General features: G+C 59.4%; 20 protein-coding genes and 1 pseudogene. 11 read left to right on the top strand and 10 right to left on the bottom strand.

The annotated features are described in order from the left end of the window. Positions 1-239: 239 nt before the first annotated feature. The gene (locus PSH73_RS19330; protein ID WP_057960461.1) at positions 240-563 is read left to right on the top strand and encodes a DUF2025 family protein; all 324 of its coding nucleotides are present in this window, start codon (positions 240-242) and stop codon (positions 561-563) included. Positions 564-569: 6 nt separating this feature from the next. On the opposite strand, the gene PSH73_RS19325 is transcribed toward PSH73_RS19330, so the two are convergent. Together PSH73_RS19325 and PSH73_RS19320 are read right to left on the bottom strand one after the other, a co-directional pair. Next, positions 570-926 (bottom strand): antibiotic biosynthesis monooxygenase, encoded by a 357-nt coding sequence (locus PSH73_RS19325; RefSeq protein ID WP_057960460.1) that lies wholly within the window; start codon positions 924-926, stop codon positions 570-572. Continuing rightward, positions 923-1630 carry a CTP synthase gene (locus PSH73_RS19320; protein WP_057441921.1) on the bottom strand — a complete coding sequence of 236 codons (708 nt, stop codon included), beginning with the start codon at positions 1628-1630 and terminating at the stop codon, positions 923-925. The genes PSH73_RS19325 and PSH73_RS19320 overlap by 4 nt, the downstream gene beginning before the upstream one ends. An 80-nt stretch (positions 1631-1710) precedes the next feature. On the opposite strand from PSH73_RS19320, the gene PSH73_RS19315 reads away from it, so the two are divergent. Beyond that, positions 1711-2598 carry a LysR family transcriptional regulator gene (locus tag PSH73_RS19315; RefSeq protein ID WP_120733961.1) on the top strand — a complete coding sequence of 296 codons (888 nt, stop codon included), beginning with the start codon at positions 1711-1713 and terminating at the stop codon, positions 2596-2598. 118 nt (positions 2599-2716) lie between these two features. On the opposite strand, the gene PSH73_RS19310 is transcribed toward PSH73_RS19315, so the two are convergent. Then, entirely contained in the window at positions 2717-3775 is a 1059-nt protein-coding gene (locus PSH73_RS19310) for a diguanylate cyclase (protein WP_057441917.1), read from the bottom strand. 196 nt (positions 3776-3971) lie between these two features. Further along, the gene (locus PSH73_RS19305) at positions 3972-4595 is read right to left on the bottom strand and encodes a TetR/AcrR family transcriptional regulator (RefSeq protein WP_057960457.1); all 624 of its coding nucleotides are present in this window, start codon (positions 4593-4595) and stop codon (positions 3972-3974) included. Positions 4596-4727: 132 nt separating this feature from the next. Between PSH73_RS19305 and PSH73_RS19300 the strand changes: the two genes are divergently transcribed. Together PSH73_RS19300 and PSH73_RS19295 are read left to right on the top strand one after the other, a co-directional pair. Further along, entirely contained in the window at positions 4728-5783 is a 1056-nt protein-coding gene (locus tag PSH73_RS19300) for an MBL fold metallo-hydrolase (protein WP_057960456.1), read from the top strand. 326 nt (positions 5784-6109) lie between these two features. After that, positions 6110-6658 carry a hypothetical protein gene (locus tag PSH73_RS19295; protein WP_305461209.1) on the top strand — a complete coding sequence of 183 codons (549 nt, stop codon included), beginning with the start codon at positions 6110-6112 and terminating at the stop codon, positions 6656-6658. A gap of 21 nt (positions 6659-6679) precedes the next feature. Here the strand turns inward: PSH73_RS19295 and PSH73_RS19290 are convergent, their stop codons facing one another. The 6 genes and pseudogenes from PSH73_RS19290 to PSH73_RS19265 form a co-directional block, all read right to left on the bottom strand. After that, a complete protein-coding gene (locus tag PSH73_RS19290; protein ID WP_057441910.1) occupies positions 6680-7054 on the bottom strand; it encodes a helix-turn-helix transcriptional regulator in 375 nt (124 codons plus the stop codon). Positions 7055-7177: 123 nt separating this feature from the next. After that, positions 7178-8128 carry a hypothetical protein gene (locus tag PSH73_RS19285; protein WP_305461206.1) on the bottom strand — a complete coding sequence of 317 codons (951 nt, stop codon included), beginning with the start codon at positions 8126-8128 and terminating at the stop codon, positions 7178-7180. 116 nt (positions 8129-8244) lie between these two features. Then, a complete protein-coding gene (locus PSH73_RS19280) occupies positions 8245-8889 on the bottom strand; it encodes an HAD family hydrolase (protein WP_057960453.1) in 645 nt (214 codons plus the stop codon). 72 nt (positions 8890-8961) lie between these two features. Then, positions 8962-9150: pseudogene (locus PSH73_RS19275) on the bottom strand (HNH endonuclease); the annotation flags it as partial. 51 nt (positions 9151-9201) lie between these two features. Further along, positions 9202-10452, bottom strand: a complete 1251-nt coding sequence (locus PSH73_RS19270; RefSeq protein ID WP_090291778.1) for a ribonucleotide-diphosphate reductase subunit beta — start codon at positions 10450-10452, stop codon at positions 9202-9204. A gap of 496 nt (positions 10453-10948) precedes the next feature. Then, entirely contained in the window at positions 10949-11218 is a 270-nt protein-coding gene (locus PSH73_RS19265; RefSeq protein WP_057444078.1) for a DUF2790 domain-containing protein, read from the bottom strand. A gap of 393 nt (positions 11219-11611) precedes the next feature. Between PSH73_RS19265 and acs the strand changes: the two genes are divergently transcribed. The 7 genes from acs to PSH73_RS19230 all read left to right on the top strand — a co-directional run bounded on the left by acs (position 11612) and on the right by PSH73_RS19230 (position 19527). Continuing rightward, positions 11612-13567: an acetate--CoA ligase gene (gene acs / locus PSH73_RS19260; RefSeq protein ID WP_029294430.1), complete on the top strand. Its 1956-nt coding sequence runs from the start codon at positions 11612-11614 to the stop codon at positions 13565-13567. Positions 13568-14150: 583 nt separating this feature from the next. Further along, positions 14151-14936 (top strand): ABC transporter substrate-binding protein, encoded by a 786-nt coding sequence (locus PSH73_RS19255; protein ID WP_057439716.1) that lies wholly within the window; start codon positions 14151-14153, stop codon positions 14934-14936. 91 nt (positions 14937-15027) lie between these two features. Next, positions 15028-15717, top strand: coding sequence for an ABC transporter permease (locus PSH73_RS19250; RefSeq protein ID WP_029294434.1), 690 nt, complete (start codon positions 15028-15030; stop codon positions 15715-15717). Then, on the top strand, positions 15714-16412 hold the full coding sequence (locus tag PSH73_RS19245; protein WP_057960451.1) for an ABC transporter permease: 699 nt from the start codon (positions 15714-15716) through the stop codon (positions 16410-16412). The genes PSH73_RS19250 and PSH73_RS19245 overlap by 4 nt, the downstream gene beginning before the upstream one ends. A 1-nt stretch (position 16413) precedes the next feature. Then, on the top strand, positions 16414-17526 hold the full coding sequence (locus tag PSH73_RS19240; protein ID WP_057960450.1) for a succinylglutamate desuccinylase/aspartoacylase family protein: 1113 nt from the start codon (positions 16414-16416) through the stop codon (positions 17524-17526). Between the two features lie 27 nt (positions 17527-17553). Further along, a complete protein-coding gene (locus PSH73_RS19235; protein WP_029294441.1) occupies positions 17554-18318 on the top strand; it encodes an ABC transporter ATP-binding protein in 765 nt (254 codons plus the stop codon). 228 nt (positions 18319-18546) lie between these two features. Further along, positions 18547-19527, top strand: coding sequence for a GlxA family transcriptional regulator (locus PSH73_RS19230; protein WP_057439714.1), 981 nt, complete (start codon positions 18547-18549; stop codon positions 19525-19527). Positions 19528-19606: the final 79 nt, after the last annotated feature.

The raw sequence follows: 19606 nt of genomic DNA, 5'->3' as shown, positions 1-19606 counted from the left end.
GTCCTTTCGTGGGGGGAGCTTCAAGAAGGCTTCCTTTTTAACAATTGCATGCAAATCGCGCTATCACCAAACCGACATTAACGTGCGCATGCGCTATTTTTCTGCGCTTTTGTGCCGTGCTATGCAGTATTCTTGGCCCGAGTTTCCCCGCCAGAGGGAAACCTGCATTGCCTTCTTTCGCCGCCTCGCGTGTAAACCATCGTTCACTTCCCCTGTGGGATTTTTCAGTGAGGTTTAGCATGCGCATCACTTCAGAACTCATCTGCCAGGCCGCCGACCAACTCAACGGCTTTGTCGGCCTGAACCGCAAGACCGGCCATTACATCGTGCGTTTCAGCGAAGACTCGTTCGGCATGGACGTCGCCGACGACGGCATCATCCCCACCAGCGAGTTTGTCTGGCAGCCGGCGGCCGACCAGGCCATGACCCTGTCCCGCGAGCACATCCAACTGCTGCTGGACCAGAACATCGACGACCGCATCAACATCACCGAGCCGCTGCGGGTGTATATGCGCCGGGTGGAGATCCCGCAGATCAGCGCGGTGCGCAGCCTGGTGGGTTGATCGCCATCACGCCAATCCCGTAGGCGCGGGGGTGGTGCCGTTTGCGGTGAAGGCATAAGCCCGTTCTACCTTGCATACCCGTGTCTGAAACGCGCCGTACCAGATGGCCCTGCCCTGTTCGCGGGTGTTGCGGTGCTCGGCGTGTTGTTTCCAGGCCAGGATGGCGGCCTCGTTGGTCCAGTAGGACACGGTAATCCCCAGGCCATCATCGCCGCGGGCTGATTCGACACCGAGAAACCCCGGTTGCTGGCGGGCCAGTTCGAGCATGCGGTCGGCGGCCTGTGCGTAGCCTTGGTCGGTCTCGGTGCGCAGGGAAGTGAAGATCACTGCGTAGTAGGGCGGGGAGGGTGTCTGGGCGATCATGCCGAGCGCTCCAGGCAGGCCTGGAGCCATGCGCTGACCAGCGGCACGCTGGCACCGGTAAGTGCCGCGCGTTCTGGCTGGAACAGAGTGGCGACAAAAAACGGATGGTCCAGCAGTTCTATCGCCCGCACCTCGCCCGCCGAATCATGGGCGCTGCCAATCAGATTGTCCTCCAGCAGTGCCTGTTTGAAGTCGGCATTGAGGCCATAGCGGCAACGATAACCCTCCTGGATTTCAAGGGTGCCGTAAGCCTCGGCGATACGGGTGAAGGCCATCAAGTGGATGGGCGCGATGGTTTCGATCAGAGCACACGACAAGGGGGCGATCACCGCCCGTGGCGCATCAGGTGCCAGCTCGCCATGTTCGGCATCGGCCCACCTCAGCACATTGCGTGCATATTCCAACACGGCATGTTGAAAACCGCCGCAGGTGCCGAGGAAAGGACGCCGCTGTTCGCGGGCAAAGCGGATCGCCCGCAACGCCCCGTCGGCATCGCGATAGGGGCTTGCAGGTACGCACCAGAACCCGTCGAAAGGCTGCAAGGTGTGGTTGTCCTTAAGGGTGTCGGTGGCCAGCCATTCAATCTGAAGTGTCAGCCCCAGGTGTGTACTCGCCTGTTGCAGGGCAAGGGGAATGGCTTGGTGGGCGGTGACTTGAGGATCGTAATCGCCGATCAGGGCGAGGTGCAGAGCAGTGAGGGTCATGGCGTGCGTCCAATGGCTTGTCGAGTCCTGAAGGGCACTATAGATTGGCGTTCGCGCAATCAATATTGGCGTTACCCCACATGTTCAATGCGGCCACGCACTATCAAATCGACTATTCCGACCTGGCGCTGATCCTTGCCCTGGTGCGTGGCGGCACTTTGGCGCGGGCTGCGGCCTTGCTGCGGGTGGATGTGTCTACGGTGTTTCGGGCCGTGCGGCGTCTTGAGTCGTCTTTGGGGCAGGCACTGTTCGAAAAAAGCCGCGCCGGTTACCTGCCGACCAGCTTGGCCACCACCTTGGCCCAGCAGGCCGAGCGTGCCGAACAGGCGCTGCAGGCAGCCCGCGTGGGGGTCGAGCAGGGCGGTGAAGTGATCAGCGGCACGGTGCGCCTGACCTGCACCGACTCAGTGTTGCAGGGCCTGTTATTGCCGGCCTTGGCGCAGTTCATGCCCGCTTACCCGGCACTGACCCTGGAATTGAGTACGTCCAATGATTTCGCCAACCTCAGCCGCCGCGACGCGGATATTGCCTTGCGCCTGACCAGGACGCCGCCGGAGCACCTGGTGGGACGGCGTTTGGGGACGGTGTCCTATCGGGTCTGCGCCAGTGCCGGTTACATAGAGCAACACGCTACTCAAGATTTGGCGGCCCTGGCGTGGATCGCCCCGGATGATTTCTTGCCCGACCATCCCACCGTGGCTTGGCGTCGCCAGCATTTACCCGGCGTAAGGCCCAGTTATCGGTGCAACAGCATGTTGTCTGTAACCCAATTGGTACGTGCCGGTCTGGGCGTGGCGGCGCTGCCGGATTTTCTGTTGGCGGATGGCCAGGGATTGCAGCCGTTGGGGCCGGCGCTTACGGGTTACGACACGGCCTTGTGGTTACTGACGCGCCCGGACAGTCGGGCGCTGCGTTCAGTGGTGACGTTGTTCGATGAGCTGGGCCGGCACCTGCGTCGCCCTTTATAGACATCGGCCAGCCGGCGCCTACAAGCCCAGCCGAGCATTGGCAAACATGCTCACCGCCCGCACGGCGTCGCTGGCTTCTACAGGGTGGACGAACATGCGGTCTGAATAATTAGCCCCTTCAGGCGGAGCGTGCGACCAGTGAATCGGCGACGGTCACCCGATTGCGCCCGGTGCCCTTGGCGGCGTACAGGGCTTGGTCCGCCGCGTTGAGCCACATATGCGCCTGGGTGAATTGCACCTGGTAGGCCGCCAGGCCAATGCTCAGGCTGACCCGTAGTTCTGGAACCTGCGGGTCGCGGTAGCGGCTGAACATTTCCCGCAGGCGTTCCATCACATAACTGGCTTGCTCCAGCGACACGTCCGGCAGGATCACGCAGAACTCGTCGCCACCGTAGCGGCCCGTCAGGTCATTTTCCCGCACATTGCGCTGCAATTCCTTACTCAGTTGCCGCAAGACCCGGTCGCCGACGATATGGCCATAGGCATCGTTGATCTGCTTGAAGTGGTCGACATCAATCAGTGCGATGGTGGCCTGGGATTGTTGCTGCTGGCACTTGTGAAACTTCAGTTGCAGCAAGTCCTTCCACGACCCGTGATTGAGCAGGCCGGTCAGGCTGTCGGTGCGGCTCAAGGCACTCAGGGCGCGCTTGTGTTCCGAGAGCTTGATGGCCAGGCGATAGCTGGCCATGCCGATGGCGACGGGGTAGAGAATCAGCATCGGCAGGCAGGCATACACCTGGATCAGGCCGACATTGGGGTTGAACGAAGGACCGAACACCAGCCAGGCCACTGCCACGCCCACCAGTTGCGCGAGCATGCCCTGGATCATCAGCTTTTTGCCGCCCGCCGCGACGTTATGCATGGTCATCATCGCGAGGATGGTCACTGCAGTCAGGGGCGTGAATTGTGTGGCTGCGGCCCAGAACCCGCCGGACACTGAGTCATACAGCAGATTGCGTCGCTCGGCCTGGTACGGAAACGCTGAATGGCTTGATAGCTGGTATGCCAGGTGCGGCCAGATAAACCCATTGAACAGCCACAGTGCCCAGACCCATCCGGGCATGGCCAGCGGGTATAGGGCGGCCAGCACGCAAAGGCTGCCGATGCCCAGCCCGAGAATGCGCGGCCGATAAATGCGCCGGGCAAACGACAGCCCTTTGCCTCGAAGGTTTTCCATAGATTCCTGCGTCAGGTTGTTCTTTTTTTAAGTTGCGAAGGCGTGCCTTGTCAAAAGGCCATTTACGCCAGATGACAGGTGATTATTGTCAGTGATTTACGCAGGAATAATCAGTGTCCTTCCAGGCCATTTGCGCGGGGATCCGCAGGATTCAGGCAAAAACGACCCGCCAGTGTCGTATTGACGACAGAGGGATTTATTGGGGGCGGGTGGCAATCTCGTAGCCGGCCAGAAACAGGTCCATCGCTGACTCGATCACGTTGGCCTGGGTAGCCGCATCCAGGGTGGGTTGGCCCAGGGTGATTTGCGGCCAGAAGGCGAAGGCCTTGAGCAGGCTTTGCACCTGATGGGCGGCAAAGCACGGGTCCACGGCCTTGAGGCGACCGTCTTCCTGCGCTGCGCGCACCCATAATGTGAACCCTTCTTCACGTTCGCTCAGACGATTGACGATGCCCTGGGCCCGCTCCGGGGAATGGATGGTCGCGGCAATTGCCACGCGGGCCAGGTCGAGGAAGTTGGCGTCTGACATCATCTTCATCTTCGCGTGCAGCAACACCCGCAATTGGTCGCGCAGGGGCTGGGCGCTGCTGTAGCTGACATCCAGTTGTGCAACGCTGCTGGCCCATAACTTATTCAGGATCTCGGTGAACAACTCCTCCTTGCTGGGGAAGTGGTTGTACACCGTGCGCTTGGATACGCCAGCGGTGGCGGCGATCTTGTCCATGCTGGTGACCTCGAAACCGTTATCGCGAAACTCGGCAATGGCCGCTGCCACAATGGCTTCGCGTTTACGGTCGGTGAGGCGTTGAGGTGCAGTCATGGGGCTTTCGGCTCTGGGAAGAAAATTACACTCGGTAGTTTACTTGGTCCGGGTTTTGTTGCAATCTTGAAACTACACTGTGCAGTGTAGTTGTTGACCTGCATCAGCAGAACGTACCGGAGTCACTCTGTAATGGCCACGATCTCTACCCGTGTCGATACCTCTTCCCCAGCGCTCAAATCGTCCGAGCAGCAGCAAGGTCAGTTCAATAATCATGCGCCGGTCAGCCGTGCAGGCTTTGGCAAAACGCTACAGATTTTCTGGAAGATGCTCTTTCATAAGCCCCGCAGCACGCGGCCGGTAGGTGAAATCCCGGTACAGCGCCTGACGCGTGAGCAGTTATTGAGCGCCCCGAATCACAGTGTCTACCGCCTGGGGCATTCCACCGTCCTGCTGAAAATGCGCGGCAAGTTCTGGCTGACCGATCCGGTGTTCGCCGAGCGGGCTTCGCCTTTCAATTGGGCCGGCCCCAAGCGCTTTCATCAGCCGCCTATCAGCCTTGAAGAACTGCCGCCGATTGAGGCGGTGATCTTGTCGCATGACCATTACGACCACCTGGACCGCCAAGCCGTTGTGCAATTGGCCGCCAAGACGCGCTATTTTCTCGCGCCATTGGGCGTGGGTGACACCTTGATCAAATGGGGTGTGGCGCCAGGCAAGGTGCGGCAGTTGGATTGGTGGCAGGGCACTGAAGTGGAGGGCATCCACTTTGTCGCCACCCCCGCCCAGCACTTTTCCGGCCGTGGCCTGTTTGATGGCAACCAGACGCTGTGGGCGTCCTGGGTGATGGTCGATGATGCCCGGCGTATCTTTTTCAGTGGCGACACCGGCTATTTCGAAGGTTTCAAGCGTATTGGCGAGCAATATGGGCCATTTGACCTGACGCTGATGGAAACCGGTGCTTACAACGTCGACTGGCCCGATATCCACATGCAGCCCGAACAAACTTTGCAGGCCCATATCGACCTGAAGGGGCGCTGGTTGCTGCCGATCCACAATGGCACCTTTGACCTGGCATTTCATGCCTGGCATGAGCCGTTTGACCGCATCATGGCCCTGGCCTGGGAGCGCAATGTGTCAATTGCCACACCCGCCATGGGCCAGGCTTTTATGCTGGCTGCCCCTGAACGTGGGCATGCCTGGTGGCTGGATGTCGAGGCCCAGGCGGCAGAACAGTTAGTGAGTTGAAAGGGGTTGCTAAAGCCACACGGTAAAAGGGCTTTCAAGGTATTTCTGCCCGGAGAATCGACTGGAAAAGGGTGCGATGATCTCGGAAAGCCATTTTCTGGGAGTGGGGCCTGATGGAGGACAAATGTAGGAAAACCTTGTCGCCCGGTGCACCCTGTTCCGTGGGGTTGCCTTTGGTGCTCAACGCCTTTAACGCAATGCCTTGTGGGCCTGCCGCTCCTTCCGGGTCGACAGACAATGTGTCAACGTCTCGCGGTGGCATTGAGTTTCAGCCTGCTGCTGCGCCTGTCGTCCAGGGCCCCAGGTTTGATATCCCTGGCCCGATGATGAAGACCGTACGTGATCCGTCGCTATCGCTTATTGCCTTGAGCGGCCTGGACCCTGTAGGCCAGGTCATGGTGGAAGTTCCGCCCATCATGGAAAACAACGCCGCCAAATCCGCTCCCGCCCTGGCCGATTGGCGTATCGGTTTTGCCGACGGATATTTGCGCAACGGTGTACGTGAAACGGTGGAGCATTCCAGCGGATTTCTCCAGGCTTTGGAGGTGTTAAAGGCTGCCGGCGCCCAAGTGGTGCCAGTGGAGGCACAGTTACCGGATGCCGCGTACTTCACCCTGGAGTCCAGCAACGAGATCGACAAGCGAACGAACGAGCATCGCCTCGACGCGTTGGTGTCAGACGGCCAAAGCCCAGCCTTCCACCTCTTCTGCAAAACCGGATACCCAGACGTATGCCAGATATTCAGCGACGGTCTCCAAGGCACGAGGGTCGTACTCTGGTTCTACGGTGCCCGTTGGGCACGGGACTCGCTGTCGGTCTTGGTGCGGGTCTATCAACAGGCGATGCAGGCTCACGCCGACATGCCCGTGAGGTGACCCTTTGCGCGGTCATCGGGCCTAAGCGCCGTTGGGTTGAGGCGTGTTCGAGGATGGCGAGCCCAGCAGCCGGGCGATAAGGCTCCGACGAGCCGGTTCGGCATCCGCCTGTGGCGCAGGGGAGCGCCGCCCGCTCATGCCCCATCCCGGCGCAAACCCTGGGAAAAACACCAGGCCTTCGTGCTCCAGACGAAATGCCAGGGCGATGCGGATGGCGTCATCCACCTCCTGATGGCTTTCAAAACGCTGGATAGCGTCCACCCCAACCCCGGCTTGTCGGGCCAGGTCTTCCCGGCTCCAGCCCAGCAGCGCGCGGGCCTGTACACTGTGCCGTGGGGTGAATTGATGAAGGACGATTTGCTGATCTACGGTGGTGCTCACTGCCAGAGAGGACATGGGGTTCTCCAGGAATCCAACGGGGGAGGGCAAACTATACTGTGTTTTTGTACAGTTGTTTTGACCGTTCATCAACTGGATTCTTTCTCGGCTGATCGGCCCGCGATTGGCGGGCGCTTCCGGTCACTTCTCCTCCAGCCCCGGCGCCTCGCGGATCAGCAGGTGGTCCAGGTTCTGGATATCGGCACTGAACACCCCGAACGTCTGCTCGGGGTTTTTCTTGCTTGGTACCTGTTTCAACTCCGGCGTCACACCATAAAAGAAGCAATACAGCGGGCGATCGCTGTTTACGGCGGCCCTGATCTGCTCCAGGAACGCCTTGCGCTTGCGGTAGTTCTCGATCAGCTTCTTGTTCAGGTAGACGTTGACGGAGTATGGCTTCTTGTCGAGCCACACTTTCTTTTCAAAGTCGATGCGAACGCTGCTGGTGTAGTCCTTGATCGCTTTGATCCGACCCCAGTAGATCAAGCCCTTGTTGTCTTGCAGGTATTCGATCTTCTTGAAAAACGCCCAATACGTCGCGGTGTGCTCGCCGATCTTCAACGGCATGCCCTTGAGCTTGTCCTTGTCGTCGATATTGGACACGTAGCATTCCACCGGGTGGGCGAAGACGCTGGTCTTGTCCGGCGTGGTTTCGCTGGCGCTGCGGGAAGTATTGGAGATTTTCGAAGGTGCTTTCGCCGGATCTTGTGGGATAGCGTCTGCGGAACCTTGGATGACTGTCTTGCGTTCGTACTGACGCCGAGTCAGCACAAACTCCGACGGGAAGTTCTCCTCGCGCTCGTCCGCAGCGTCTCCCGCAGCGGCCTTGTGGCTGGCATAGCGGCAGCCATCGATATGCCGGGTGCTGGGCAGGTTCTTGAAATGGGGGGTGCGCAGGTAGTTGACGTTCTTGCCATTGAACGTACCCAGCACATTGCCCGCCGCAAACGCTGCGCGGCAATCATCGTTGGGGCAGAGGAAGCTGTCCTTGTCGGAGTCGAAGGCGGCGGTTTCGTCGAAATTCAGGTCGCGCACGTCATAGATCGACAGCTTTTCGTCCAGGCTCAGGCAATAGGCTGTGTCGAATTTCATCGGGGCGGGTCCGTGGCAAGATTCGCTATTAATAGCGGGGTTGCGCAGGTAGCACAAATGTCCGCTATCGGGGCGCAGCCCTTTCAACGCGTCTGAAAGGGCTGGTTCCAAGCGGCTTACGGCTTCGGTTTGCCTCGGCGCTTGGCCGAATGAAAATGCCGCCAATGCGCATCTTGCGCCGCCGCCAGCAACTCGCGATCCCCGCGCGTGTCGCCCCAGGCCCTGAGCCGATACTCACCCAGGTCGCCATACACCGCCTCAAGCCGCAACACCTTGTTCTCGCAACGGCAGTTGTTGCCCGTAAGGCGCCCACTCAACACCCCATCGACCACCTCAAGCTCGGTCCCGATCAGTTTGATTCCCAGGCGATCGGCAAAAGGTTGCAACACGATTGCCGGCGAAGCCGAACACAACGTCACTTCGGCACCGGAGCCAATTTCATCGGCCACCGACTGCAAACCGGCAGGGCGCATCAGCTTGTTCCAATAAGCCTGGCAGTATTCTTCGGCTTTGCGCTGCACCCAGGCCTTTTCTACGCCGGTCATAAAGGTGCGAATCAACTGCGCCTTGAGCTCATCACGGCTCATCCGGCGCACCAGAAAACGCAAGCCCGGCAGCGCCAGTTTGAGCATCCGGCGATTGAATTCCTGCTTGCCGAAAGCAAACTTGAGAAACGGTACAAAACTGTCGTGGCGGGTCAGGGTGCCGTCGAAGTCGAACACTGAAAGTACCTTGGCGCCCACGGGGCCGGCTTCTAGCATGTCTGGGTTCACGGGGTGGCCTCGGTCCTATCTACTATTTTTTTGGAATGCATAAGCTGTGACCGCAGGAGTCTACTCCGGTATCAATCTGCTGATTCTCGAGTAAAACCCCGCAGTGAAATCATCCCGGTCGCTCGACCAGTGACAACGCTGATGGCAATTGGGGCACAAGGCTACAGCATTGGAGATGCGATCCGAACCCTTACGGGCCAGGTGCTTGAGGTGATGTACTTCAAGAAATGGCAAACCGGCGGCCATAAAAAAGCCCCGGGTGCGACCCCAGGGCTTTTTCACGCCGCGACTATGAGCTGATCAATCCCAGCTCAACGCCCCACCGGTCTGATACTCGATCACGCGGGTCTCAAAGAAGTTCTTCTCTTTCTTCAAGTCCATGATCTCGCTCATCCACGGGAACGGGTTAGTGGTCCCTGGGTATTCTTCCTTCAAGCCGATTTGCGACAGGCGACGGTTGGCGATGAACTTGAGGTAGTCCTCCATCATCGCCGCGTTCATGCCCAACACGCCGCGTGGCATGGTGTCGCGTGCGTATTCGATCTCCAGCTGGGTCCCTTGCAGGATCATCTGGGTCGCTTCTTCCTTCATGTCGGCATCCCACAGGTGTGGGTTTTCGATTTTGATCTGGTTGATCACGTCGATGCCGAAGTTCAGGTGCATCGACTCATCGCGCAGGATGTACTGGAACTGCTCGGCCACGCCGGTCATTTTGTTGCGGCGGCCCATGGACAGGATCTGGGTGAAACCGCAGTAGAAGAAGATGCCTTCCAGCACGCAGTAGTAAGCGACCAGGTTGCGCAGCAGTTCTTTGTCGGTGTCGACGGTGCCGGTTTCGAACTTCGGATCGGAGATCGAACGGGTGTATTTCAGGCCCCAGGCTGCCTTTTTGGCGACCGATGGAATCTCGTGGTACATGTTGAAGATCTCGCCTTCATCCATGGCCAGCGATTCGATGCAGTACTGGTAGGCGTGGGTGTGGATCGCCTCTTCGAAGGCCTGGCGCAGGATGTACTGGCGGCACTCCGGGTTGGTGATCAGGCGGTACACGGCCAGCACCAGGTTGTTCGCGACCAACGAGTCCGCAGTGGAGAAGAAACCCAGGTTGCGCATGACGATGCGACGTTCGTCGTCGGTCAGGCCTTCGGGGTTTTTCCACAGGGCGATGTCGGCGGTCATGTTGACCTCTTGCGGCATCCAGTGGTTGGCGCAGCCGTCGAGGTACTTCTGCCAGGCCCAGTCGTACTTGAAGGGTACGAGTTGGTTGAGGTCGGCGCGGCAGTTGATCATGCGCTTTTCGTCAACGGCGACACGGGCGGAAGCGCCTTCGAGTTCGGCGAGGCCTTCGGCGACGTCGAGTTTGTCCAGGGCAGCCTTGGCGCGCACGATGGCGGCGGAGTCGTTGGCGGTGACGGCGCGGGCTTCGATGGCGGCGGCAGCGCCGGCACCGTCGAGGCGGTCCATGTTGGCTTCGGTGGCGTGGCCGGCGTTGGCGCCTTTAGCGGCTACTTCGCCTTCTTCTTCTTTGTCGAATTCGTCCCAGCTCAGCATGACGTGTCGTCTCCTGCGTGTGGGCCAATGGTGCCCGTGTGAAACCGGATGGTTGGGTGTTCACACGGCCCAAGGGCCGCGGTGGATCTTTAAGGAATCGTTTGTTGCAACAGCTCGCGCAGGCACTAAACGGAATAGGGCTACGGGTGTTCTGCTTGAGGCCTGAGGGGCGGAGCGACAGTGTCGTACTCCTGCGGGGCCTCAGGTCTGGCTCGTTACCCCATGTAAAGGGATATTGCAGGCCCGATTTACCCGCGCATTATAGGGAAAAATTTGCCTTTGTGTTGCGGCGGATAGCCTCAGTCGAGGGGCAAAATGAGGGTATTTCCGGCCGGGGCACGGGTTTACAAGGGTTTGCCGGGGTAGGATTTTTTTGACGGGCGGTGAGGGATTTTTGAAGCAGGGGGCAAGGCGAGGATTTTGCGGGTGATTCTTTGCCGCAAGGACAATTCCTTGCGGCGAACATTGTCAGGTTAAGTTCTAACTAACTAAGTTATTAACCGTTAGAGCAACCATTGCCCATGACTTTGTAATTAAGAATATGACGCTGGCCCTGGTGGTCTTCATATTCCATGCGTGCTGGAACAACTTCGCAGACATTTGGGATGGCGCTCATGGACACCACTTTGGCGATATCCAGATCGGTGGAGTAGGTGTATTCCTCAACAATGGCGGTGTGCTGGCTGGCTACGTCAGTCGGGATCTCGTCGGCCAGGGCGGCGGTGGCGCACAAGCTGGCAAGGGCCATAACTAATAAAGCTTTCATTTCCAATTTACCTTTTTACAGTCGAAGGGGGTCACGGGGCCTTTGTGAGGCCACGTGTGTAACTTGAGTAGTGAGTTCGGATTAACGTGCCTTCGTGGGGGCTGCAACTTGGTTAATCACGGTGCCTTGTTGGCGAGGCTGATTTTAGGCGCCTGGGTTGCATTCATATACCCGTACTTTTGATAAACACTTTTGGCGGTTTTCGTAACAATCCACCACAGAGGTTTTTTTAGAGGCTGAGAAAAGCGCCACAAGCCCCGAACCAGAGCATTGCAAGGAGATATCAGGGTAATTTGTAGGGGCTTGTTACTACCATCGTCGAATGGTTCTATAGGCCTACCCCGGCTAAAACAGGGGCATACAACAACAACTATTGTCACCGAGGTAAGAAAGATGAGTGCGGCTTCCCTGTACCCCGTTCGCCCCGAAGTAGCAGCCAACACGCTGACCGACGAGGCGACCTACAAGGCCATGTACCAGCAGTCGGTGGTCAACCCCGACGGCTTCTGGCGCGAGCAAGCCAAGCGTCTTGACTGGATCAAGCCTTTCACCACGGTCAAGCAGACCTCGTTCGACGACCACCATGTCGATATCAAATGGTTCGCAGACGGCACCCTCAACGTTTCCTATAACTGCCTGGACCGTCACCTCGCCGAGCGTGGCGACCAGGCGGCAATCATCTGGGAGGGCGACGACCCTTCCGAGAGCCGTACCATCACCTATCGCGAATTGCATGAACAAGTCTGCAAGTTCGCCAACGCCCTGCGTGGCCAGGATGTGCACCGCGGCGACGTGGTGACCATCTATATGCCGATGATTCCCGAAGCCGTGGTCGCCATGCTGGCCTGTACCCGCATCGGTGCGATCCACTCGGTGGTGTTTGGCGGTTTCTCGCCTGAGGCCCTGGCCGGTCGCATCATCGACTGCAAATCCAAAGTGGTGATCACCGCTGACGAAGGCATCCGTGCCGGCAAGAAGGTGCCGCTCAAGGCCAACGTCGACGACGCGCTGACCAACCCGGAAACCAGCAGCATCCAGAAAGTCATCGTGTGCAAGCGCACCAATGGCCAGATCAAGTGGAACCAGCATCGCGACATCTGGTATGAAGACCTGATGAAAGTGGCGGGCACTGTCTGTGCGCCAAAAGAGATGGGTGCCGAAGAAGCGCTGTTCATCCTTTACACCTCCGGCTCCACTGGCAAGCCCAAGGGCGTGCAGCACACCACCGGCGGCTACCTGTTGTACGCGGCCCTGACCCACGAGCGTGTGTTCGACTACCGCCCGGGCGAAGTCTACTGGTGCACCGCCGACGTCGGTTGGGTCACTGGCCACACTTATATTGTCTACGGCCCGCTGGCCAATGGCGCGACCACGCTGCTGTTCGAAGGCGTGCCGAACTACCCGGATATCACCCGGGTCGGGAAAATCGTCGACAAGCACAAGGTCAATATCCTCTACACCGCGCCGACGGCGATCCGCGCAATGATGGCTTCCGGCACCGCCGCCTGCGAAGGCACTGACGGCAGCAGCCTGCGCCTGTTGGGTTCGGTGGGTGAGCCGATCAACCCGGAAGCGTGGGACTGGTACTACAAGAACGTCGGCCAATCCCGTTGCCCGATTGTCGATACCTGGTGGCAGACCGAAACCGGCGCGACCCTGATGAGCCCATTGCCGGGCGCTCACGCGCTCAAGCCGGGTTCGGCGGCACGCCCATTCTTTGGTGTGGTACCGGCGTTGGTGGACAACCTGGGTAACATCATCGAGGGCGCCGCCGAAGGCAACCTGGTGATCCTCGATTCGTGGCCAGGCCAGGCGCGTACCCTGTACGGCGACCATGACCGTTTCGTCGACACTTACTTCAAGACCTTCCGTGGCATGTACTTCACCGGCGACGGCGCGCGTCGCGATGAAGACGGCTACTGGTGGATCACCGGCCGTGTGGATGACGTGCTCAACGTTTCCGGGCACCGCATGGGTACCGCCGAGATCGAAAGCGCCATGGTTGCCCACCCGAAAGTCACGGAAGCAGCAGTGGTCGGTGTACCTCACGACATCAAGGGGCAGGGCATCTATGTGTATGTCACCCTGAAAAACGGCGAGGAGCCGACTGAAGCATTGCGCCTGGAGCTGAAGAACTGGGTACGCAAGGAAATTGGCCCGATTGCTTCGCCGGACGTGATCCAGTGGGCACCGGGTCTGCCGAAGACCCGTTCGGGGAAAATCATGCGTCGTATCCTGCGCAAGATTGCCACGGCCGAGTATGACGGGCTGGGCGATATCTCCACCCTGGCCGATCCAAGCGTGGTGCAGCATTTGATTGATACTCACAAGACCATGAACGTCGCGTAAGCGGGTTTATGGGACCAAGCCCCATTCGGTGTAGGCCGGGTGGGGCTTTTTTGTGGGAATTCACTTTGAAGCGCCATCAATGTGGGTGCTGGCGGCTGACAGACCGCTCTCAGTAGCAAGTCAATAAATATCGGTTTATCTCGTAGGGCGTTTCTGAATGTTACCCAGCGGTGCAAATGTGTAACCCTGCGCCCAAACATGAGGCAAAGTGCTACATCAGTGCCCCGAAAATGCCCGTTTTAGACACCCGGCAAAATAAGATCAAACGCTACACTTGCCGGGATAGAAGGGTTTGCGAATAATAGGCCCGCAATTTGCAGCGTTAATAGGTTTAATATCTTTTGCCTCTGCATAGATTTCAGGGGTTGTCAATGTATTGGAGTCGCTTTCTCGGTGCTTCTGTAAATTGTTGTCGCATTGAGGAAATATCGGCTTCCGGCCTGTCGTTAGAATGCCGATCACTCGCTCGTCGTCGCCGTGTTGAACTGGTGTAGGACGCAGCACCGCTATTCGGTTTCACTCAGTCGCATCGTGGGCCATGGCTCATACTGCTGTTTTTGTCCTATACCGATGGAGTCCCAAGATGAAGAAACTCGTGCTGTTGGGCGCCCTGGCGCTGTCCGTGCTGTCCATGCAAGCCTTCGCTGAAGAGAAGCCGCTGAAAATTGGTATCGAAGCAGCCTACCCTCCGTTTGCCTCGAAGGCGCCGGACGGCAACATCGTCGGTTTCGACTACGACATCGGCAACGCCCTGTGCGAAGAGATGAAGGTCAAGTGCACTTGGGTCGAGCAGGAATTCGACGGCCTGATTCCGGCGCTCAAAGTCCGCAAGATCGACGCGATTCTGTCGTCCATGTCCATCACTGACGACCGCAAGAAGTCCGTGGACTTCACCAACCGCTACTACCTGACCCCGGCGCGCCTGGTGATGAAGGACGGCGTTGCCGTCAGCGACAGCCTGGTTGAGCTCAAGGACAAGAAGATCGGCGTACAGCGCGGTTCGATCCACGACCGTTTCGCCAAGGAAGTCCTGGCGCCTAAAGGTGCGACCATCGTTCCTTACAGCACCCAGAACGAAATCTACCTGGACGTGGCTGCCGGTCGCCTTGATGGCACCGTGGCTGACGCGACCCTGCTCGAAGACGGTTTCCTGAAGACCGACGCGGGCAAAGGCTACGCGTTCGTAGGTCCTGCGTTCACCGACGCCAAGTACTTCGGCGACGGCATCGGTATTGCAGTGCGTAAAGGCGACAAGGCCAACCTGGAGCGCATCAATGCAGCCATCGCTGCGATCCGCGCCAATGGCAAGTACAAAGAAATCGAGAAAAAGTATTTCAACTTCGATATTTACGGCGCTGACGCCAAGTAAACCTTCGCAGTTGTCTGTCCAGAATGGCGCAAGCACCAGGGTCTCTGAAGTTTGCGCCATTTTTTCATCCGCCTTTTCGAGGACCTGAATCATGTTGAAAGGCTACGGGGCCGTTATCCTCGATGGCGCATGGTTGACGCTTCAGCTCGCCTTGTCGTCCATGGCCTTGGCCATTGTTCTGGGTCTGATCGGGGTTGCATTGCGCCTGTCGCCGGTCCGCTGGCTGGCGTGGCTGGGCGACCTGTATTCCACGGTGATCCGCGGGATCCCCGACCTGGTGCTGATCCTGCTGATTTTCTACGGTGGTCAGGACCTGCTCAACCGCGTCGCGCCGCTACTGGGCTACGACGACTATATTGACTTGAACCCCTTGGCCGCCGGTATCGGCACCCTGGGTTTCATCTTTGGCGCCTACCTCTCGGAAACCTTCCGTGGTGCCTTCATGGCCATCCCCAAGGGGCAGGCCGAGGCGGGCATGGCCTATGGCATGAGCCCGTTCCAGGTGTTTTTCCGGGTGATGGTGCCGCAGATGATCCGGCTGGCAATCCCCGGCTTTACCAACAACTGGCTGGTATTGACCAAGGCCACTGCGCTGATTTCGGTGGTGGGCCTGCAAGACATGATGTTCAAGGCCAAGCAGGCGGCGGATGCCACCCGCGAACCTTTTACCTTCTTCCTCGCGGTGGCGGCGATGTACCTGGTGATCACCAGCGTCTCGTTGCTGGCCCTGCGTTACCTTGAGAAGCGCTACTCGGTAGGCGTAAAGGCGGCTGATCTATGATCTTCGACTACAACGTCATCTGGGAGGCCATGCCGCTGTACCTTGGCGGCTTGCTGACCACCCTCAAACTGCTGCTGATCTCGCTGTTCTTCGGCCTGCTCGCCGCCGTGCCCCTGGGCCTGATGCGGGTGTCCAAGCAGCCGCTGGTCAATGGCGCGGCCTGGCTCTACACCTATGTGATCCGCGGCACGCCGATGCTGGTGCAGCTGTTCCTGATCTACTACGGCCTGGCCCAGTTCGAAGCGGTACGCGAGAGCTTCCTCTGGCCGTGGCTGTCCAGCGCAACCTTCTGCGCCTGCCTGGCCTTTGCCATCAACACCAGTGCCTACACCGCAGAAATCATCGCCGGCAGCCTCAAGGCCACGCCCCATGGCGAGATCGAAGCCGCCAAGGCCATGGGCATGTCGCGCTACAAGCTGTACCGCCGCATCCTGCTGCCCTCGGCCCTGCGCCGGGCACTGCCGCAGTACAGCAATGAAGTGATCATGATGTTGCAGACCACCAGCCTGGCCTCCATCGTTACCCTGATCGACATCACCGGTGCCGCGCGCACGGTGAACGCCCAGTACTACCTGCCGTTCGAAGCCTATATCACCGCGGGCCTGTTCTACCTGAGCCTGACGTTCATCCTGGTGCGCCTGTTCAAGCTGGCCGAGCGTCGCTGGTTGAGCTACCTGGCTCCGCGGAAGCACTGATATGGAACGCATCGACCACGTATTGCCCTGGGGGCACCTGGGCTGCGAGCGCCAACTGACGGTGTTCCGCTTCGGCCACGGCGAGCGCAAGGCGTACCTGCAGGCCAGCCTGCACGCCGATGAGTTGCCGGGGATGCGCGCGGCCTGGGAGCTGAAAAAGCGCCTGCTTGAGCTGGAGCAGCAGGGTGCGCTCAATGGGGTGATCGAACTGGTGCCGGTGGCCAACCCGATGGGCCTCGGGCAGTTGCTGCAAGGCAGCCACCAGGGGCGTTTCGAGATTGGCAGCGGCAAGAACTTCAACCGTGATTTCGTCGAGTTGAGCGCGCCGGTGGCGGCCCTGCTGGAAGGCCGGCTGGGCGACGATCCCCACGCCAACGTGCGCATGATCCGCCAGGCGATGAGCGATGCGCTCAATGCATTGCCCGAGCCGAGCAGCCAGTTGCAAGGCATGCAGCGGGTCTTGCTGAGCCATGCCTGCACCGCCGATGTGGTCCTCGACCTGCACTGCGACGCTGAAGCTGCGCTGCACATGTACGCGCTGCCCCAGCACTGGCCGCAGTGGCGTTCGTTGTCGGCGCATTTGAATGTGAAGGTCGGCCTGTTGGCGGAAGACTCCGGCGGCAGCTCGTTTGATGAAGCCTGCTCGTTGCCGTGGCTGCGTTTGTCGCGGATGTTTCCCGAGGCGCAGATCCCTCTGGCCTGCCTGGCAACCACCCTGGAGCTGGGCGGTCAGGCCGACACCGGTCGTGATGAGGCGATTTTTCACGCCGAAGGCATTCTCGCGTTCCTCGCCGAGCAGGGCCTGATCAAGGGTGAGTGGCCGGCGCCGCAACATGAGCCGTGTGAAGGGGTGCCCTTTGAAGGCACCGAATTGCTGTTCGCACCCCACGCCGGGGTGATCAGTTACCTGCGTAAAGCCGGTGACTGGGTGGAAACCGGCGAACCGATTTTTGAAGTGATTGATCCTTTGGCCGACCGCGTCAGCATTGTCTGTGCCGGTACGTCGGGGGTGTTGTTTGCCGTTGAACGGCTACGTTATGCCCAAGCGGGTTTCTGGCTGGCCAAGGTGGCGGGGCGCGAAGCGCTGCGTCACGGGCGCTTGCTCAACGACTGACCAACTGTTTTTGTGAGAACCGACCGCATGTACAAACTTGAAGTCCAAGACCTGCATAAACGCTATGGCAGTCATGAAGTGCTCAAAGGCGTGTCCCTGGCCGCCGCGGCCGGTGATGTGATCAGCATCATCGGGTCCAGTGGCTCGGGCAAAAGTACCTTTTTGCGCTGCATCAACCTGCTGGAGCAGCCTCACGCCGGCAAGATCCTGCTCAATAACGAAGAGCTGAAGCTGGTGGCCAACAAGGACGGCGCGATGAAGGCCGCCGACCCCAAGCAGTTGCAGCGCATGCGTTCGCGCCTGTCCATGGTGTTCCAGCATTTCAACCTGTGGTCGCACATGACCGCCCTGGAAAACGTCATGGAAGCCCCGGTACACGTGCTGGGCATGTCGAAAAAAGACGCCCGCGAAAAGGCCGAGCACTACCTGGCCAAAGTGGGTGTGGCCCACCGCAAGGACGCCTTCCCCGGCCATATGTCCGGTGGCGAGCAGCAGCGCGTGGCAATTGCCCGGGCGCTGGCGATGGAGCCTGAGGTGATGCTGTTTGACGAGCCGACGTCGGCCCTCGACCCGGAGCTGGTCGGCGAAGTCTTGAAAGTCATGCAGGACCTGGCCCTGGAAGGCCGGACCATGGTGGTGGTGACTCACGAAATGGGCTTTGCCCGTGAAGTGTCGAACCAGTTGGTGTTCCTGCACAAAGGCATTGTCGAAGAGCGCGGCAACCCGCGTGAAGTGCTGGTCAACCCGCAGTCCGAGCGGTTGCAGCAGTTCTTGTCCGGCAGCTTGAAGTAAACAGGGCTGCGTTTATGCACTGAAATAGTGCATGCTTCGCAGCCTTGAGGTTGGCCTCGATTCCCTGTGGGGGCGGGCTTGCCTGCGATGGCGAGGTGACTGGCCCGCCGCTGTCGCAGGCAAGCCAGCCCCTACATCAGATCTCTGTTTGTGTTGAGTTTTGTGTTTACTTACGGGCTAGCATTGGCCCATGCCTCTACTCCCGTTTTTCGTTTCGGATAGCATTCCATGACAGCCCATCGCATCGGTTTCCTGATTTGGCCCAGCACTAAAGCCCTGACGCTTGCGCTGGCTGAGGAGGCCTTGCGCGTTGCCCAGCGGGTGCATCCGGATGTGGTCTACGAGGTGTCATTCCTGCAGGCCGAGCCGCCGGTCGAGGGTGAGTGGAAATTGCCCGGCGAACCCTGGGCCGGCAAGCTGGAAGGTTTCCAGAAGCTGTTCCTGCTGGCCGATGAGCCGCCGACGGTGATCGCCTCGCAACTGGGCTCTGCGCTCAAGCAGCTGGTACGCGCCGGCTGCGTGATCGGTGGCTTGTCGGCAGGGGTGTATCCCCTGGCGCAACTGGGGTTGCTCGATGGCTATCGTGCTGCCGTGCACTGGCGCTGGCAGGACGACTTTGCCGAGCGTTTTCCCAAGGTCATTGCCACCAGCCATTTGTTCGATTGGGACCGCGATCGCCTGAGTGCCTGTGGCGGCATGTCGGTCCTCGACCTGATGCTGGCAGTGCTGGCCCGTGACCACGGCGCCGAACTGGCGGGCGCGGTCTCCGAAGAACTGGTGGTGGAGCGCATCCGTGAAGGCGGCGAGCGCCAGCGCATCCCTCTGCAAAACCGCCTGGGCTCCAGCCATCCGAAGCTGACCCAGGCGGTGTTGCTGATGGAGGCCAATATCGAAGAACCGCTGACCACCGACGAAATCGCCCAGCATGTGTGCGTGTCGCGACGACAACTGGAACGGATCTTCAAGCAATACCTCAACCGCGTTCCCAGCCAGTACTACCTGGAACTGCGCCTGAACAAGGCGCGCCAGATGTTGATGCAAACCAGCAAGTCGATCATCCAGATCGGCCTGTCCTGCGGCTTCTCCTCGGGGCCGCACTTCTCCAGCGCCTACCGCAACTTCTTCGGCGCCACCCCGCGTGAAGACCGCAACCAGCGTCGCAGCAGCAGCCCGTTCGAGTTGTCGTCGGTGCCGTCCGAGCGCGGCTGAGCAGCGTCTTGTCCGGCGCATGCAACTGAGCAAAATTCCCACGGCACTGCCGCAACCGCCTGTCTTCTGTTTAAACTGC

The organism is Pseudomonas sp. FP2294 (genome assembly GCF_030687625.1).
GTDB classification, from domain to species: Bacteria; Pseudomonadota; Gammaproteobacteria; order Pseudomonadales; family Pseudomonadaceae; genus Aquipseudomonas; species Aquipseudomonas shahriarae.
This window is presented reverse-complemented; position numbering and strand designations above follow the sequence as displayed.